Raw genomic sequence first — 16,939 nt, forward strand, 5'->3', positions numbered from 1 at the left:
AAAACCGGCGCTAAAGAGCACCGGTTGTGTCAGGATTTGCCGTATCAGATGGCGACAGGAGCTTTAATGCCGGGATGCGGGTCGTAACCCTCAATCTCGAAATCATCAAAACGGTAATCGAAGATCGATTCCGGTTTACGTTTGATCACCAGCTTCGGCAATGCACGCGGTTCGCGCGTCAGCTGGAGATGTGTCTGTTCCATATGATTGCTGTAGAGGTGGGTATCACCGCCCGTCCAGACAAAATCGCCCACTTCAAGATCGCACTGCTGCGCCATCATGTGCACCAACAGCGCGTAGCTGGCGATGTTAAACGGCAAGCCGAGGAACACGTCGCAGGAGCGTTGATAGAGCTGGCAGGAGAGCTTGCCGTCCGCCACATAGAACTGGAAAAACGCGTGGCAAGGCGCCAGCGCCATTTTATCCAGTTCCCCCACGTTCCAGGCAGAGACAATGATACGGCGCGAGTCCGGGTCATTTTTCAGCTGGTTCATGACGGTCGTGATCTGGTCAATATGGCGGCCGTCCGGGGTAGGCCACGCGCGCCATTGCTTGCCGTAGACCGGCCCCAGGTCGCCGTTCTCATCTGCCCACTCGTCCCAGATGGAGACATTGTTTTCATGCAGATAAGCAACGTTGGTATCGCCTTGCAGGAACCAGAGCAGTTCATGAATGATCGAGCGCAGATGGCAGCGCTTCGTTGTCACCAGAGGAAAGCCTTCTTGCAGATTGAAGCGCATCTGGTGGCCAAAAATGGAGAGCGTACCGGTGCCGGTACGGTCGTTTTTCGGCGTGCCCTCGTCGAGCACTTTTTTCATCAATTCAAGATACTGTTTCATGATTCCTCAGGAAAGTTGTTGCTGTGGACGACGACGATACGCCCAAATCATCATAATGGCACCCGCGACAATCATCGGGATGGAGAGGATCTGCCCCATGCTGATGTACTGTACCCATTCCCCGGTAAACTGCGCATCCGGCTGGCGGAAGAACTCGACGATGATACGAAACGCGCCGTAGCCAATCAGGAACAGACCGGAGACAGCCCCCATTGGGCGCGGTTTGCGGATATACAGATTCAGGATGATGAACAGCACCACGCCTTCCAGCGCCAGCTCATAGAGCTGTGACATATGGCGCGGCAGAACGCCGTAGGTATCGAAAATGGACTGCCACTCAGGATGCGAAGGCAGCAGCGCGATGTCCTCCGCGCGGGAACCCGGGAACAGCATGGTAAACGGCACGCTCGGATCGACACGCCCCCACAGTTCACCGTTGATGAAGTTGCCAAGACGCCCTGCGCCCAGCCCAAACGGGATTAACGGCGCAATAAAATCAGCCACCTGGAAGAAGTTGCGTTTGGTGCGTCTGGCGAAGATCACCATGACCAGGATCACACCAATCAGCCCGCCGTGGAAAGACATGCCACCGTCCCAGACGCGGAACAGATAGAGCGGGTCGTTCAGGAATACCGGGAAATTATAGAACAGGACATAACCGATGCGACCGCCCAGGAACACGCCGAGGAAGCCGGCATAAAGCAGGTTTTCCACTTCGTTCTTCGTCCAGCCGCTGCCTGGACGACTGGCGCGACGGCCAGCAAGCCACATGGCAAAGACGAAGCCCACCAGGTACATCAGACCGTACCAGTGCAGCGCTACAGGTCCTATTGAGAAAATAACCGGATCGAATTCCGGAAAATGCAGATAACCACTGTTCATCTGTCACCACAAGATGTTGTTATTCCGCTGAAAGTGGACAGCGGGTGAATTGCATTCCCGCCGTTGGCAGGTGCTCCAAAGTTGCGAATCATAGCATAAGGCAGGCGTGGAGGATGCGCCTGAGATGTAAAAGATGTGTATAGGGTTTCATGCGCGCTGTTCCCCCTCACCCCATCCCTCTCCCTCAAGGGAGAGGGGGTCGTCAGAGCCGTCATTATTTTGTGGGGATCAGCGGCCGCCCCGGATCAAACCGCCCATGCCGCGTCGCTCCATAAACGCAGCCACCTGATGGCGCACTTCGGCTGCCAGCTGTGCTTCCAGGCTACGCGCAGCCAGTTCGCGCGCCTCATCTTGTTCGATGTGACGTAACAGGTATTTCACACGCGCAACGGAACGTCCGTTCATTGACAGGTGACGGAAACCGAGACCAATCAGGATCGCCACGCACATCGGATCGCCGGCCATTTCACCGCACAGGCGCAGGTCGATATTATGCTGCTCGGCTTCGCGGGCGATCATCGCCAGGGCACGAAGCATCGCCGGATGCAGGCTGTCGTAGATGCTGGCAACGCGCGTATTGTTGCGATCGACCGCCAGAATGTATTGCGTTAAGTCGTTGGTGCCAACGGAGATAAAATCAACGCGGGTCGCCAGCTGCGGCAACATAAAGACCATCGAAGGCACTTCAAGCATCACGCCAATACGGGGTTTAGGGATCGCATAGCCGATCATCTCTTCCACTTCGCGCCCTGCACGTTCTATCAACCGCCGCGCTTCGTCGATCTCGTCAATACTGGTGACCATCGGCAGCAAAATGCTGAGATTCCCCGTGGCCGCGTTGGCACGCAGCATCGCACGAACCTGGATAAGGAAGATTTCCGGCTGATCGAGGGTTATGCGGATCCCACGCCAGCCGAGGCAGGGATTCTCTTCACTGATGGGCATATAGGGCAGTTGCTTATCCGCGCCGACGTCCAGGGTGCGCAACGTGACGGGTTTATCGTTAAACATCTGCAACATGCCCTGATACTGCGCCACCTGCTCCTCTTCTGACGGGAAGCCGCTTTGCAGCATAAACGGTATTTCGGTGCGGTAGAGGCCGATGCCATCGATGCGGCTGCCGAGCTTCTCTTCATGCTCAGGGCTTAAGCCAGCATTGAGCATCACCTTCACACGCTCACCGCTCTTGAGCTGCGCGGGCAGGTTGACGTCATCTTCCGCCAGCTTGCTTAATTCATTCTCTTCGCTGATAAGACGCTGGTACTCCTGAAGGAGAACCGGCTCAGGATCCACCAGCAACTCACCGCGGTATCCGTCCACCACCAGCGTACGGCGGTGCAGTACGGAGGGCTGAATATCCGCCCCCATCACGGTCGGAATACCGAGCGCGCGCACCATAATGGCGGCATGGGAGTTAGCTGCGCCATCGCGCACCACTACGCCCGCCAGCCTGTCCTGCGGTAATTCCGCCAGCGTCGTCGCCGAGAGTTCATCGGCCACCAGTACAAACCGGCTCGGCCAGGCATTCGCCCCCTGAATAGTATCATCAAGGTGGAACAGCAGACGTTGCCCAAGCGCGCGTAAATCGCCGGCGCGCTCTTTCAGATAACCGTCAGTCAGCACCGCAAACTGCTCGGCAAATTTTTCAATGACCTTTTTAACCGCCCACTCTGCCACCGAACCTTTATCGACCTCGGCAAATAACTCACGACGCAAACGCGCATCGGAAAGCAGGTGTGAGTAGAGGTCGAAAATGGCCGCCGTCTCTTTTTGCGCGCCAGCGGCAAAGCGTTTGCTGTAGCGACGAAACTCATTCGCCGCCTCTTCCAGCGCAGCGGTAAGCCGTTCGCGCTCAAGCGCTTCATCCAGCGTCGAGGCTTCATAGACCTGCTCCATCAGGGGGAGCGTGGCATCCATCCAGCCTTCGGCAATCGCGACGCCCGGCGAGGCCGGAAGCGCGCGGATGCGGGTATGACGATACTGCCCAAAAAGGGCTGCCAGCTGAGACTGGGAGAGGATCGCAGCCATCTGCGTTGCCAGCGTGACGAGGAAAGACTCCTCGCTTTCGTCGTACTGCCGCAACTCTCGTTGCTGGACAACAAGCACGCCAAGCAGTTGACGGCGCTGAATAATCGGCACGCCAAGGAAAGCGCGGAACCGCTCCTCTTTGACGGAAGGGATATATTTGAAGCTGGGATGTTTTTGCGCATCGGCAAGGTTGATTGGCTCCGCCAGTCGCCCGACCAGGCCAACAATACCTTCATCAAACGCGAGCGTGACGGTGCGTCCCCGTGGTTTTTTTAAACCGCGGGTTGCCATCAGGTAGTAGCAACGTCGGTCATGGTCGGCCAGGTAGACCGAACAGACCTCGGTTTCCATCGCAAGACAGATGTCCGTCACCAGAATATTCAGCGCCTCGTTGAGGCGAGGCGCACTGGCAACCTTTTCAACTATTTCTCGCAAGCGGGTGAGCATGATTTGCGTAGCTTAACCTCTTTTACGTCGCCAGGCAGGTGCGCTCTGTGGCTTCGGAGGCGTCTCCTGAAGCTGCATCACGACACTTGCGAACTCTTTCATCACCCTACGATATACATCGCGCTTAAATGACACGACCTGACGAACCGGATACCAGTAGCTTACCCAGCGCCAGCCATCAAACTCTGGCGTGCTGCTGGTTTGCATATTGATATCTGAATCGTTGCCCACCAACTGCAAAAGAAACCACTTCTGTTTCTGGCCGATACAAACCGGCTTTGTGTCCCAACGCACCAAACGTTTCGGTAACTTGTAACGCAACCAGTTGCGGGTCGAAGCCAGGATGCGAACATCTTTTCGGCTTAAACCAACCTCTTCAAACAGCTCCCGGTACATCGCTTGTTCTGGGGACTCTCCGGGATTGATCCCGCCTTGCGGGAACTGCCAGGAGTGCTGACCATATCGCCGGGCCCACATCACCTGGCCCTGACGATTACAAATTACTATTCCTACGTTTGGGCGGTAGCCATCGTCATCAATCACCGGACTACCCCAAACTAAATCTGATATATGAATGATTGTTTCACACTACAGGGAGGCGGTAAACCACTCTCTTACAGGCCTGCAACCTAATAACATTTGAATAACTCACAATTTAGTGCGGAGTTATAAACAGATGCGGCCGACAGAGACCATTTTTATTCACCTTTTCTGTGGATATAGTTGTGAAGAAGTGCGGAATTACCGATGAACAACCTTGTAGCCCGACGAGCCGCCAATTTACCCCGCTTATAATAAATCATTTAAATTCATATGATTATATTGAAATTAAGGGTATCCAGTGCGATAAACGTGACGATCATCACATCAAAGATCCTCCTGCTGATGAAAGATCGAACAGCGTCGGTTTTATCCACAGTTTGTGCCAATAAGTTAGGCACAATTTGTGTGAAAATTCGATTTTCATCGCACGTCAAGGCTGTAAATTGAAACAGTAGTGGCAGTTATTCCCAGTTATCCCATTTTTCTGTGGATAACATGGTGTAAGATCCTGTTTATTGTCAGTGACCAGAATTGCACAACCTGTTTTTTAGCCGCCGCGGGACGGATTATATTCTAAAAAAGATGATATAAATCATCCACATGGAATAGGTGCACAGAAAAAGGTAAACTCTGTCCACAAGGGATAAAATATCAGCTCACTTTTTAATCAAAAGGTCGTTAGCATGCAATCTCTCGCCCCACTGCTCTCTCCTCCCGTCAGTGAAGCCCAGTTGCTCCAGCAGGCGCAACGTCTGGCAGGCTATTCACTGGGCGAGCTGGCCGTGATGGCGGGGTTGACGATACCCAACGATCTAAAGCGTGATAAGGGCTGGATCGGCGTGTTGCTGGAACGCTGGCTGGGCGCAAGCGCGGGCAGTAAACCCGAGCAAGATTTTGCGGCGCTGGGGGTGGAACTGAAGACGATCCCCATCGATAGCCAGGGACGGCCGCTGGAAACCACCTTTGTCTGCGTTGCGCCGCTCACAGGTAACAGCGGAGTGACCTGGGAAACCAGCCACGTCAGGCATAAGCTGAAGCGGGTGTTGTGGGTACCCGTTGAGGGCGACAGGCAGATCCCGCTGGCTGAGCGTCGCGTTGGCGCCCCGCTGCTCTGGAGCCCGAATGAAGAAGAGGAGAGACAGCTTTCCCAGGACTGGGAAGAGCTGATGGACATGATTGTGCTGGGACAGGTTGAGCGTATCACCGCCCGGCATGGCGAAGTGCTGCAACTTCGTCCCAAAGCCGCCAACAGCAAAGCGCTCACTGAAGCGGTAGGCGCACAGGGCGAACCGATCCTGACGCTGCCGCGCGGTTTCTATCTTAAAAAGAATTTCACCGGGGCGCTGCTGGCACGCCACTTCCTGTTGAAAACATAGTTTTTTACCAATTTTGCGCTCCGGCTAACATAATCTCCTCCTTTTTAAGATTTCCCCCCTTTCACCTGTCGTAATATCAGGTTATTACTACACTATGATTTGATACGAGCCAGGTGAGGATGAGAACGATGAAAAAATGGGCAGTAATTATCTCAGCAGTCGGTTTAGCGTTTGCGGTATCGGGTTGCAGCAGCGACTATGTCATGTCAACGAAAGATGGTCGTATGATCCTGACCGATGGCAAACCCGAAGTCGACGACGATACCGGTCTGGTGAGTTACCGCGATCGCGAAGGCAATCAAATGCAGATTAATCGCGACGAAGTCTCCCAGATCATCGAGCGTTAAACAGATAAAGGTCAGTAGCTTGCTGGCCTTTTTGATTTTTTCCTTCCCCTTTTGCCTTCCCTCTGCCATGTTTATATTCCTTTGTCGGGAGGTTCCTGACGCAGTCTGTATGTCTAAAAAAGGAAACCGGCTATGCATTATCACCGTATCCCCCACAGCGCTCTGGAGATCAGCCAACTGGGGTTGGGCACCATGACATTTGGTGAACAAAACAGCGAAGCCGATGCCCATGCACAACTCGATTACGCCGTCAGCCAGGGCATTAACCTGATTGACGTGGCGGAGATGTACCCCGTTCCTCCCCGCCCGGAAACACAAGGTCTTACTGAAACGTATGTCGGCAACTGGCTGGCGAAACGCGGCAATCGCGAAAAGCTGGTCATCGCCTCCAAAGTCAGCGGCCCTTCCCGTAATAACGATGCCGGGATCCGCCCTAACCAGATCCTTGATCGCAAGAATATCCGTGCCGCGCTGGATGCCAGCCTCAAGCGCCTGCAAACCGACTATCTCGATCTTTATCAGGTGCACTGGCCGCAGCGTCCGACGAACTGCTTCGGTAAGCTTGGCTACACCTGGAACGAAAGTGCTCCGGCAGTTACCCTGCTGGAAACGCTGGAAGCGCTCACGGAGTGCCAGCGGGCGGGTAAGATCCGCTACATTGGCGTTTCCAACGAGACGGCGTTTGGCGTGATGCGCTATCTGCATCTGGCCGATAAACACGACCTGCCGCGCATCGTGACCATTCAGAACCCGTACAGCCTGCTGAACCGCAGTTATGAAGTGGGTCTGGCGGAGGTGACGCAGTACGAAGAGGTGGAACTGCTCGCCTACTCTTGCCTGGGCTTCGGTACCCTGACGGGCAAATACCTGAACGGCGCGAAACCGGCTGGTGCGCGTAACACGCTTTTCAGCCGCTTCACCCGCTATAGCGGCGAGCAGACGCAAAAAGCCGTTGCGGCCTACGTGGATATCGCGAAACGCCACGGACTCGATCCGGCGCAGATGGCGCTGGCCTTCGTGCGTCGTCAGCCGTTTGTGGCGAGTTCCCTGCTCGGCGCAACGACGATGGATCAGTTGAAAACCAATATTGAGAGTTTCCATCTGAACCTGAGTGAAGAGGTATTAGCGGAGATTGAAGCGGTGCATCAGGTTTATACCTACCCGGCACCGTAATAAAAGCAAAACGGCAACGTGCGTTGCCGTTTTTAGGGTTTTCACCCTCTCCCCGTGGGAGAGGGCCGGGGTGAGGGCATCAGGCCGCACAATTCAACGACGACGCTGCCAGACCCACAGACCGCTAATCGCCAGCGCGAACAGCGCGCCGAATCCTACCCCGATTGCCACGACCGGCGCACCTGCTTTTACCGCCAGCGAGTAAATCCCCAGCATCAGTAACATCGCCATGTTTTCACCAAGGTTTTGCACCGCAATGGCGTTACCCGCTCCAACGGTCTGCTTGCCGCGCTCCTGCAACAGCGCGTTTAGCGGCACCACAAAGAAACCGCCTAACATGCCGATCAGCAACAGCAGGGCATAGGCAGGCAATAGGGCATGTTGCAGGGAGAAGAACAGAACGCCGACGCCAATCAGGATCCCCGCAGGCATGCAGCGCGCGACGGTTTCCAGCGTCACCAGTTTTGCCGCAGCCCCGGCCCCGACAACAATCCCGACGGCGACCATGGCATTCAGATAAGTCGGCGTGGCGTTGTCAGTAATGCCCAGCGCCACCGGCACCCACAGCACCAGCAGGAAACGCAGCGTAACGCCGGCCCCCCAGAACATGCTGGTGCCCATCAGCGAGAAGCGTGTTTCACCGTTACGCCACAGTACGCGGCAGGCGTTGAAGAAGCTGCCGGTCATTGGCCCGAAGCGCCAGGATTGCCCCGGACGCGCCACGGCCAGTTTGGGGATAAACAGGTTGGCGATCACCGCGCCACCGTACATCAGGGCGCAGATGCCAAGCGCGGCGAGCACATGCCAGTCTGCCAGTACGCCACCCGCCACCGAACCCAGCAGAATAGCCGCAATGGTGGAGGACTCCATCAGGCCGTTGGCCTTCACCAGCTTATCACCGGTGGTGAGCTCACCCAGAATACCGTACTTCGCCGGGGAGTAGGCTGCCGCACCAATGCCCACCAGCGTGTAGCCGACAAACGGGTTGATACCAAAGCAGATACTTGCCGCGCCCAGAAGCTTAAGGCTGTTGGCAAACATCATGACCCGACCTTTCGGGAAGCTGTCCGCCACCTGGCCGACAAACGGCGCAAATACGATGTAAGCACCCACAAACACCATCTGTAGGATCGGCTGGCTCCAGTCGGGGTAAAACTCAGCTTTCAGCAATGCCAGCGTGGCAAACAGCAACGCGTTATCGCCGAACGCGGAAAGAAACTGGGCGGCGATAACCGCCATCATGCCTTTCGACCAGATTGAAGTGTTAGTGTGCACTGACTCACGCATTTTGCTGTTCTGCCTCTTCAACCATGCCCTTCAGGGTCACGAAATCGGGTTTACCGCTGCCCAGCACCGGTAACTGTTTGAGGTAACGAATATCGCGGGGGACCGCTAGCTCGGGGATACCGTGTTCGCGTGCATACCTGAGCAGCGCATCACGCTTCAGTTCACCGTCTGTCGTGAAGAGCACCAGCGCCTCGCCTTTACTGGCATCACTTTTCACCACGGTCGCATGCATTTTCTCCGCCGAGACTGCGGTCGCCAGCGTTTCGACCATTTCAAGAGAGACCATTTCCCCGGCGATTTTGGCGAAGCGTTTTGCACGTCCCTGGATCTGCACGAAGCCCTGATCGTCGAAGCGCACGATATCGCCCGTGTCGTACCAGCCCGTTTCAACCTCGCCATTGACGTTCTCGGCCGTCGGCGCCTCAAGCACGCCCGGGTTTTCCACACGCAGATAGCCGTTCATGACGTTCGGCCCTTTCAGCTGAAGACGTCCGCCGTCTTCAATACCCGGCACCGCCAGCAGACGTGCGTCCAGCCCCGGCAGAATGCGGCCAACCGTTCCCGGTTTTGCCGCCATCGGAACGTTGATGGAGACCACCGGCGCGCACTCCGTCACGCCATAGCCTTCCAGAATGCGCAGGCCAAACTTGTCCTGCCAGATCTGGCGCGTGCTGTCCTGGAGTTTTTCCGCGCCCGCCACCACGTAGCGTACGCGGAAGAAATCATACGGGTTGGCGAAGCGCGCGTAGTTACCGAGGAAGGTGGACGTCCCGAACAGCACCGTGCAGTTACGGTCATAAACCAGTTCCGGCACAATGCGGTAGTGCAGCGGGCTTGGGTAGAGGAACACCTCGGCACCGGTCAGCAGCGGCGTAAAGAGACCCACGGTCAGACCAAATGAGTGGAACAGCGGCAGCGCCGACATAAAGCGATCGTTGGCGGTAAAGTCAGCAATAGTTTTAATCTGTTCGACGTTCGCCAGAATGCTTTTGTGGCTGTGAACCACACCTTTCGGGTTACCTTCAGAGCCAGAGGTAAAGAGGATAATGGCATCATCTTCCGGCTGCTGCTTAACCTGCGCCAGACGCGGCATCAGCAGGTGCGCGAAAATCCACAGCTTGTCAGCGGTCGTGACGTCTGCTTTCAGATCTTCCAGGAACACCCAGCGCACCTGCGTCAGCTGTTCCGGCAGGTGCCACAGCTTGCCTTTATCCAGGAACTGGCGGGAGGTAAAGATGGTGTTGATTTGTGCGGCGGTAATCGCGCTGGAGAGCCCTTTCACGCCCGCCGTGTAGTTCATCATCGCCGGAATGCGGCCCCGGGAGACGGCACCAAAGATTACCGCCGCGCTGATACCCGCGTTTGGCAGCATCAGGCCGATCTTTTCGCCCTGTTTGCTGTACTTTTCCAGAATACGCCCGACAAACAGCGTTTTGGTCAACAGCTTACGGTAGGTATCCGGCGTAAAACTGATGTCTTCGATGCAGTTTTTCTTCGCACCGTAGCGATACTGCGCCGACAGCAACGATTCATACAGCGTTTCGCGCGGGCGAACGGCCATGCGCGCTTCCATCATAATCTGGTGCAGCATTTCCCCGGCGATTTTACGGCGGTCGCGCGCGCGCGGCGCCTCGGGCATCGGCAGTGACGTCGGCGGTAATATATGCAGGGTAATTTTCGGGAACAGACGCTGCTTCACCAGCCCTTTCAGACGGCTGAAAAAGGTCAGCTCAGCCCCGTCGATGCGTAGCGGCACGACGGTGGCCTGAGACTTCGCCGCGACAAAACCGGCCCCGTCGTAAATTTTCATCAGGGAGCCCGTCACTGAAATACGCCCTTCCGGGAAGATAACCACCGGGCGCCCCTGCCCAACCAGACGCACCAGATGTTTAATCATCATCGGTTTGGTTGGGTCGAGCGGGACAAAATCAATCAGCGGTTTGAGCCAGCGCATGTACCATTTTTCACTGATGGAGCTGTAAACCGCGAAGACGGGGCGCACGGGCAAAAACAGCGCCAGCAATACGCCATCAAGAAAAGAGACGTGATTCGGTGTGATAAGCACACGCTCGCCATAGAGTGCCTGCGTATCGCCAGTCACGCGGATGCGAAACAGGACACGAAACAGTGTGCGGAAGAACCCAAAAAGCATTTCAACTCCCTTTGCCAGCCAGTGTGAAAGGTATAAATGGTGGCAGATTACACGAGAAGTAGTGAGGGAGCGATAGCAAAAACAGAGGCGAAAAAAAACCTGCGCATCCGCGCAGGTTGGTGCAAGAGAAGAGTACGAAAACGTACCAGGAATTCTCACCAATCAATACCTCTGGGATCTTGATTGTGGCCTCCGGCGACAGGCTTCGCCAGCGGGAAAACGCAAGGGAATGAGCCGAAGTGCAACCAGGTGTGAATATTCTCTTTTGCTGTTACAGGTTGAACTTACAGGCAAAAAAAAACCTGCATAAAACGCAGGTTGGTGTAAATCGTGTTAATCAACCGAAGTTGATTCCACCTATCAATACCTCTGGGATCTCGACTCTAGCAATTCACTACGCATCGTTGCTAACGGACAATCGCAACAGCCTGAGGCAAAGTGTAACTAAAGGTTCAGATTGACATTATTCAGACATGACTGGCCGTGTAACGATTACACCGTGAGGGATGTTCTGCTTCACGTTTGCAGAGGACGCCCACTCGCTCCCCTTGAATGCGCGCTGCTTTTCCGCAACACTAGTTAGTGTGTAAACGCTTACCCCTATAAGAAGGTATTGAATGGCGACAATTAAGGATGTGGCTCGTCTGGCCGGTGTTTCCGTCGCGACCGTCTCCCGCGTGATCAACAACTCCCCTAAAGCGAGTGATGCATCGCGCCAGGCCGTGCAGGACGCCATGGAAAACCTGAATTATCACCCTAACGCCAACGCGCGCGCCCTTGCCCAGCAGTCGACAGAAACCATCGGGCTGGTGGTCGGGGATGTATCCGATCCGTTTTTCGGTGCAATGGTCAAAGCCGTAGAACAAGTCTCTTATCACACCGGTAATTTCCTGCTGATTGGTAATGGCTACCACAATGAACAGAAAGAGCGCCAGGCCATTGAGCAGCTGATCCGTCATCGCTGTGCGGCGCTGGTGGTCCATGCAAAAATGATCCCCGACGCCGAGCTGATCCATCTGATGAAACAGATGCCGGGGATGGTGATTATCAACCGTATTATTCCCGGTTTTGAAACCCGCTGCGTGGCGCTCGACGACCGTTACGGCGCATGGCTCGCAACCCGTCATCTGATCCAGCAGGGCCATACCCGAATTGGTTATCTGTGCTCCAACCACCCAATTTCCGATGCGGAAGATCGCCTTCAGGGCTATTACGACGCGCTGCGCGAAGCCGGTCTGCCGTGCAACGATCGTCTTGTGGCGTACGGAGAACCGGATGAGAGTGGCGGCGAGCAGGCGATGACGGAGCTGCTGGGCCGCGGGCGGAATTTCACCGCCGTGGCCAGCTATAACGACTCCATGGCCGCCGGCGCAATGGGCGTGCTGAATGATAACGGGATTGACGTCCCGGCAGAAATTTCGCTGATTGGCTTTGATGATGTGCTGGTGTCGCGCTACGTGCGCCCTCGCCTGACCACCGTGCGCTACCCGATTGTGACCATGGCAACGCAGGCGGCAGAACTGGCGTTAGCGCTGGCCGAGCATCGCCCGCCACCGGAAATTACCCACCTGTTCAGCCCAACCTTAGTGCGCCGTCACTCGGTGGTATCGCCCGCGGAAGCCGTGAGCGAACAGCGATAGAGATGGACGGTTTTATCCGGGTATTCCAGCGCATCGCCAATGTAGTGCCAGCCGTAACGTTCGTAGAAGTCGCGGCAGGCAGACCAGAGATGAAGCTCGTGATATCCGGCGCGTCGCGCGTAGCCGATAACATGCCGCTGAAGTTTTCCCGCCAGCCCGTTTCCCCGGGCGGCTTCATCGACATACAGCGCAGCCAGCCAGGGGTGGAGATCCTGTCGGGAAATTAAATCGCAACGCCACAACCCAACGGTGCCCAGCAGCTGGTCATCCTCAACGGCAATAAAGGTGAGCGGTAACTTGCCCGGCGTCAGGCTGTGCTCAACAATGCTCTGGAAAAAGGCACGCGGCATACCTTCACCAAACGCGTTCCAGATCCAGTCGATCACCCGCTGTGTAAACTGCGGCGCAGCGTGAAGCGGCAGTATATTCACACCAGCTTCCCCTGGAAAAGGGGGACCGATTCAAAGAGATAGCCGTCAAAATCGGGCGCGTCTTCGTCTGACAGCTCAAGCAGGCTCTTTTTGACGTTTTCAAGATGCTGGAACATCGCCTGCCACGCCCCCATCACGTCGCGGCGGCGGAGCGCAGCGAGAATGGTTTGCCTGTCGCCGAGCCATTTCAGCCGCCATGCGCGGCTGGCGATGTGGCCATTAAACTGCTGCCACAGCGGGCTGCTGTCCATGTGATGCCAGACGCTTTCAACGGTCGCCAGCAGCATCTGGTTTTGTGTGGCTCCCGCCAGCACCAGGTGGAACATTTTGTTGTTGTCCTGGCTGCGATCGTCGGCGGCAATAGCCCGTTGCTCCTGCTCGATGATGCGGCGCAGGTTGTCGATATCCGCCCGCGTCGCCATTTTTGCGGCAAAGGCGGCAATGTTGCTTTCAAGCAGCTGACGCGCCTGGAGAATTTCAAACGGACCCACGTCACTGTTCAGAAAACGCTCTTCCTCATTTTCATGCTCCTCCGGAATGCGCATCACGTACACGCCAGACCCCTGGCGAATATCCACCGTCCCCTGTAGCTCAAGCATCAGCAGCGCCTCGCGCACGATAGTGCGGCTCACGCCATACGTCTCGGCAATGTTGCGCTCCGGCGGCAGACGCGATCCCACGGGATAATGCCCCTGGATAATCTGCGCCCGTAAATCCTCGCCAATCTCCTGGTACTGTTTTTTTTCCGGCAGGATGACAGCCTTATCCACGTTTTCACCTGTGTTTATCAGTTAATGCGCGGGCCGGACGTCCTCCCGGCCAGTTTGTGCGCTATTTTACCAGAAGGCTTACTTCCATTCATCGTCAACCCTGAGCGTCAGCACACGCTCATCGCGCAGCTGGCGAAACCAGGATGCCGATTTCTTTGCCCGCCGTGCGCGATGGTTTTCAAGGTCGATCTCAATAAGCCCGTAGCGGTTTTTAAACGCGTTCATCGGGGAGACGTTGTCGGTGAAGGCCCACAGCATATAGCCGTGGCAGTTAGCCCCCGCCTCCCGCGCCAGCAGCGTGTAATAAAGATGTTCGCTGAGAAACGCAATGCGGTACGCGTCATCGATAATGCCGTCGCGATTGCGAAACTGCGCTTCGTTCTCCACGCCCATCCCGCTTTCCGCTACAAACCAGTCAATGTTGCGATAGTCGTTTTTAATCCGCATCGCCATGTCGTAAATAATGCGCGGGAAGATCTCCCAGCCGCGGGAGGTGTTCATCCTCCGCCCCGGCAGCTCGAACGGCTCGTAGTAGTACGCCGGGTGGAACGGCGTCTCCGGGTGCCAGGCGCGGGACGGGGCTTTGACGCGATGCGGGTAATAGAGGTTAATGCCCAGCTCGTCGACGGTGTTGTCGGCAATCAGCGCCAGCTCGTCAGCCGTGTATTCCCACTGCACCTGATGCTGCGCCAGCAGGGTAAAAAGCGCCTGCGGATAGCGCCCGTGCACCAGCGGGTCAAGAAAGACGCGGTTATAGAACAGATCGTACATCTCTGCCGCCCGCACGTCATGCGACGCGCGCGAGCGCGGGTAGGTCACCTCCGGGTTGAGAATACAACCCACCGTGCCGTCATACCCTTTCTCGCGAAACAGCTTCACCACTTTCGCCGTCGCCAGCACCTTATGGTGGTTCCACTGCATCCAGGTGCTGGTGTTCTGCTCATAGGGCCAGCGCAGTGCGTCAAGGTAGACGCGCGTCTGGACCACAATCGGCTCGTTGAAGGTAAACCAGCGGGTGACTTTGCCGTGAAAGCGCTCAAACACCTTTTCCGCATAGCGAACGAACAGCTCGACGACGTGCTTCGACGCCCAGCCGCCGTAGGTCTCCAGCAGCACGCCCGGCAATTCGTAGTGTTCCAGGCAGATCATCGGCTCAATGCCCTGACGGTGCATTTCATCGAACAGCGCGTCGTAATAGGCGGCGTACTCTTCATCTACGGTGGCGTTTTCATAGTCGGTCAAAAAGCGCGACCAGTTGATCGAGGTGCGATAGTGCGTCAGTCCCGCCTGCTTCATCAGCGCCACGTCTTCGCGAAAGCGATTGATAAAGTCGGTTGCCACCGCCGGGCCGTAGCCGTTGTGCCAGACGTGACGATCGTTCTTGTACCAGAGATCGATCCACGAATCCTGCCCCGGCTTTTTGCCGCTCCAGCCCTCGGTCTGCCAGGCCGATGCCGCCGCGCCCAGCATAAAATCTGGCGGTATGGTTATCTGTTTTATGCTCATCCTGCCCTCATGCGTTATCGGTGGCTTGTTGCAGTGCGGCCTGATCTGCGCGGCGTGAGGCAATTTTCACAAACGGCAGATAGATAATCACCGCGGTCACGATGCAGATAAACTGGGTGATCACCGCCCCCATGGAGCCCGCGGTTGACAGCCAGGCGTTGATCAGCGGCGGCGTGGTCCAGGGCACCATCACCACGGCTTTCCCGGCAAATCCGGTCACGGTGGCAAAGTAGCCAATCGAGCCCGTCACCAGCGGCGTGATGATGAACGGGATAGCCAGGATCGGGTTGAGCATGACTGGCATCCCGAAGATCACCGGCTCGTTGATGTTAAAAATACCCGGGCCGATGGAGAGCTTAGCGATCTCCTTCATCTCTTTACGTTTGGTGGCAATCATGACGGCTATCAGCAGGCCGATGGTCAGGCCGGAGCCGCCGATGCTCATATAGACGTCCCAGAACGGCATGGTGATGATGTTTGGCACCTCTTTGCCCTGCTCGAACGCGCTCATGTTAACGGTGATTGCCCCCAGCAGCAGCGGCTCGCGGATCGGCTTGATCATCTGGTTGCCGTGAATACCAATCACCCAGAACAGCTGGGCGACAAACATCAGCAGCAGGATCCCCGGCAGGCTTTGCACCACGCGCTCCAGCGGCTGTTGCACCACCTGGTAAACCGCGTCGTAGAGATACATTCCGGTAACCTGATGAAACACGAAGCCAAAGGTGGCGATGGCGGTGGTGGTGATAATGGCCGGGATCAGCGCAGAGAACGACGCGGCGACGTTCGGCGGCACCGTGTCTGGCATCCTGATTTTCAGCCCCTTGCGGTTTTCCAGCCAGCAGTAAATCTCCACTGACAGGATGGCGATAAACATGCCGAGGAACAGGCTGCGGGTATCCGAGAACTGGCGCAGCAGCACGTCTTTCACCACGTGCATCTCGCCGTCCACCAGCATTTCCACCGTGGTCGGCGTCACGCAGATAAAGCAGATCACCGCCAGCAGGCCGGGGAACAGGGACTTAATGCCGTTAATACGCCCCAGCTCAATGCCGATTAAAAACACCGCGCCGATGTTGAGAAAGTTGAGCGTGGCATAGTTCAGCGCACTGGTGATCGGCTTTAACGCCGCCAGAAACGACAGCGACTGAAAGCTCGCCAGGCCGTTTTTCGGATCCAGCACCATATTGGAGATCAGTACCGAGAACGCCCCCACAATGATGACCGGCATTAAGGTAATAAACGCAGACTTGATCGCCTGGATGTAGCGATAGCTGTTGAAGGTGGTGGCAAAACTGCCCAGAGCGTCGATCAGTTTTTCCTGAAATGCCATAGGGTAATACCTCAGTAAAAGGGCTTTTATTGAATAAGATGGACAGCCGGATACTATTGGTATGCCAAAAATAGCGTCCACAGGCGCTTTGTTCTGTGATTAAGCTCTCAATGAGGTAAGAGGTATTCCAGATTGCGATTTATCACCATTTTGGCATGCCAATGACAGGCATTTATCCCGCGGGC

The 16,939-nt window shown here is 56.1% G+C and carries 14 protein-coding genes; 4 read left to right on the plus strand and 10 right to left on the minus strand.

Features of this window, described 5'->3' with window-relative positions; all coding sequences use genetic code 11:
- Window positions 1-44 precede the first annotated feature (44 nt).
- The 4 genes from thyA to rppH all read right to left on the minus strand — a co-directional run bounded on the left by thyA (window position 45) and on the right by rppH (window position 4,739).
- Window positions 45-839, minus strand: a complete 795-nt coding sequence (gene thyA, locus ACOTYH_RS10735) for a thymidylate synthase (RefSeq protein ID WP_015571751.1) — start codon at window positions 837-839, stop codon at window positions 45-47.
- 6 nt (window positions 840-845) lie between these two features.
- A complete protein-coding gene (gene lgt / locus ACOTYH_RS10740; RefSeq protein WP_003862787.1) occupies window positions 846-1,721 on the minus strand; it encodes a prolipoprotein diacylglyceryl transferase in 876 nt (291 codons plus the stop codon).
- A 228-nt stretch (window positions 1,722-1,949) separates the two neighbouring features.
- Window positions 1,950-4,196 carry a phosphoenolpyruvate--protein phosphotransferase gene (ptsP, locus tag ACOTYH_RS10745; protein WP_015571752.1) on the minus strand — a complete coding sequence of 749 codons (2,247 nt, stop codon included), beginning with the start codon at window positions 4,194-4,196 and terminating at the stop codon, window positions 1,950-1,952.
- Between the two features lie 12 nt (window positions 4,197-4,208).
- Entirely contained in the window at window positions 4,209-4,739 is a 531-nt protein-coding gene (rppH, locus tag ACOTYH_RS10750) for an RNA pyrophosphohydrolase (protein ID WP_003862791.1), read from the minus strand.
- A gap of 683 nt (window positions 4,740-5,422) precedes the next feature.
- On the opposite strand from rppH, the gene mutH reads away from it, so the two are divergent.
- From mutH to ACOTYH_RS10765, 3 genes are all read left to right on the plus strand, one after another.
- Complete coding sequence (gene mutH, locus ACOTYH_RS10755; RefSeq protein ID WP_033487604.1) at window positions 5,423-6,115, plus strand: DNA mismatch repair endonuclease MutH; 693 nt, start codon at window positions 5,423-5,425, stop codon at window positions 6,113-6,115.
- 128 nt (window positions 6,116-6,243) lie between these two features.
- The gene (locus ACOTYH_RS10760; RefSeq protein WP_003862794.1) at window positions 6,244-6,462 is read left to right on the plus strand and encodes a YgdI/YgdR family lipoprotein; all 219 of its coding nucleotides are present in this window, start codon (window positions 6,244-6,246) and stop codon (window positions 6,460-6,462) included.
- Window positions 6,463-6,594: 132 nt separating this feature from the next.
- Window positions 6,595-7,635, plus strand: coding sequence for an NADP(H)-dependent aldo-keto reductase (locus ACOTYH_RS10765; RefSeq protein WP_194301746.1), 1,041 nt, complete (start codon window positions 6,595-6,597; stop codon window positions 7,633-7,635).
- A 93-nt stretch (window positions 7,636-7,728) separates the two neighbouring features.
- On the opposite strand, the gene lplT is transcribed toward ACOTYH_RS10765, so the two are convergent.
- Together lplT and aas are read right to left on the minus strand one after the other, a co-directional pair.
- Window positions 7,729-8,922, minus strand: a complete 1,194-nt coding sequence (gene lplT / locus ACOTYH_RS10770) for a lysophospholipid transporter LplT (protein WP_003862801.1) — start codon at window positions 8,920-8,922, stop codon at window positions 7,729-7,731.
- Window positions 8,915-11,074 carry a bifunctional acyl-ACP--phospholipid O-acyltransferase/long-chain-fatty-acid--ACP ligase gene (aas, locus tag ACOTYH_RS10775; protein ID WP_033487605.1) on the minus strand — a complete coding sequence of 720 codons (2,160 nt, stop codon included), beginning with the start codon at window positions 11,072-11,074 and terminating at the stop codon, window positions 8,915-8,917. Before aas ends, lplT begins: the two co-directional genes overlap by 8 nt.
- A 617-nt stretch (window positions 11,075-11,691) precedes the next feature.
- Between aas and galR the strand changes: the two genes are divergently transcribed.
- Window positions 11,692-12,714: an HTH-type transcriptional regulator GalR gene (galR, locus tag ACOTYH_RS10780; RefSeq protein WP_003862806.1), complete on the plus strand. Its 1,023-nt coding sequence runs from the start codon at window positions 11,692-11,694 to the stop codon at window positions 12,712-12,714.
- Here galR and ACOTYH_RS10785 read toward each other — a convergent pair.
- The 4 genes from ACOTYH_RS10785 to ACOTYH_RS10800 all read right to left on the minus strand — a co-directional run bounded on the left by ACOTYH_RS10785 (window position 12,669) and on the right by ACOTYH_RS10800 (window position 16,754).
- On the minus strand, window positions 12,669-13,145 hold the full coding sequence (locus tag ACOTYH_RS10785) for a GNAT family N-acetyltransferase (RefSeq protein ID WP_033487606.1): 477 nt from the start codon (window positions 13,143-13,145) through the stop codon (window positions 12,669-12,671). The two genes, galR and ACOTYH_RS10785, sit on opposite strands and share 46 nt — an antisense overlap.
- Complete coding sequence (locus tag ACOTYH_RS10790) at window positions 13,142-13,915, minus strand: GntR family transcriptional regulator (protein ID WP_003862809.1); 774 nt, start codon at window positions 13,913-13,915, stop codon at window positions 13,142-13,144. Before ACOTYH_RS10790 ends, ACOTYH_RS10785 begins: the two co-directional genes overlap by 4 nt.
- A 78-nt stretch (window positions 13,916-13,993) precedes the next feature.
- Window positions 13,994-15,421: a glycoside hydrolase family 1 protein gene (locus tag ACOTYH_RS10795; RefSeq protein ID WP_154123104.1), complete on the minus strand. Its 1,428-nt coding sequence runs from the start codon at window positions 15,419-15,421 to the stop codon at window positions 13,994-13,996.
- Between the two features lie 7 nt (window positions 15,422-15,428).
- Window positions 15,429-16,754 carry a PTS sugar transporter subunit IIC gene (locus ACOTYH_RS10800; protein WP_015571758.1) on the minus strand — a complete coding sequence of 442 codons (1,326 nt, stop codon included), beginning with the start codon at window positions 16,752-16,754 and terminating at the stop codon, window positions 15,429-15,431.
- Window positions 16,755-16,939: the final 185 nt, after the last annotated feature.

It is taken from the genome of Enterobacter cloacae complex sp. SHL001 (genome assembly GCF_049236825.1).
In the GTDB taxonomy this organism is placed as follows: Bacteria; Pseudomonadota; Gammaproteobacteria; order Enterobacterales; family Enterobacteriaceae; genus Enterobacter; species Enterobacter hormaechei_C.

What these genes read in the sequence shown, in the direction of transcription:
- thyA (WP_015571751.1), bottom strand. Translation starts at nt 839, where the DNA reads ATGAAACAGTATCTTGAATTGATGAAAAAAGTGCTCGACGAGGGCACG.
- lgt (WP_003862787.1), bottom strand. Translation starts at nt 1,721, where the DNA reads ATGAACAGTGGTTATCTGCATTTTCCGGAATTCGATCCGGTTATTTTC.
- ptsP (WP_015571752.1), bottom strand. Translation starts at nt 4,196, where the DNA reads ATGCTCACCCGCTTGCGAGAAATAGTTGAAAAGGTTGCCAGTGCGCCT.
- mutH (WP_033487604.1), top strand. Translation starts at nt 5,423, where the DNA reads ATGCAATCTCTCGCCCCACTGCTCTCTCCTCCCGTCAGTGAAGCCCAG.
- ACOTYH_RS10760 (WP_003862794.1), top strand. Translation starts at nt 6,244, where the DNA reads ATGAAAAAATGGGCAGTAATTATCTCAGCAGTCGGTTTAGCGTTTGCG.
- ACOTYH_RS10765 (WP_194301746.1), top strand. Translation starts at nt 6,595, where the DNA reads ATGCATTATCACCGTATCCCCCACAGCGCTCTGGAGATCAGCCAACTG.
- lplT (WP_003862801.1), bottom strand. Translation starts at nt 8,922, where the DNA reads ATGCGTGAGTCAGTGCACACTAACACTTCAATCTGGTCGAAAGGCATG.
- aas (WP_033487605.1), bottom strand. Translation starts at nt 11,074, where the DNA reads ATGCTTTTTGGGTTCTTCCGCACACTGTTTCGTGTCCTGTTTCGCATC.
- galR (WP_003862806.1), top strand. Translation starts at nt 11,692, where the DNA reads ATGGCGACAATTAAGGATGTGGCTCGTCTGGCCGGTGTTTCCGTCGCG.
- ACOTYH_RS10795 (WP_154123104.1), bottom strand. Translation starts at nt 15,421, where the DNA reads ATGAGCATAAAACAGATAACCATACCGCCAGATTTTATGCTGGGCGCG.
- ACOTYH_RS10800 (WP_015571758.1), bottom strand. Translation starts at nt 16,754, where the DNA reads ATGGCATTTCAGGAAAAACTGATCGACGCTCTGGGCAGTTTTGCCACC.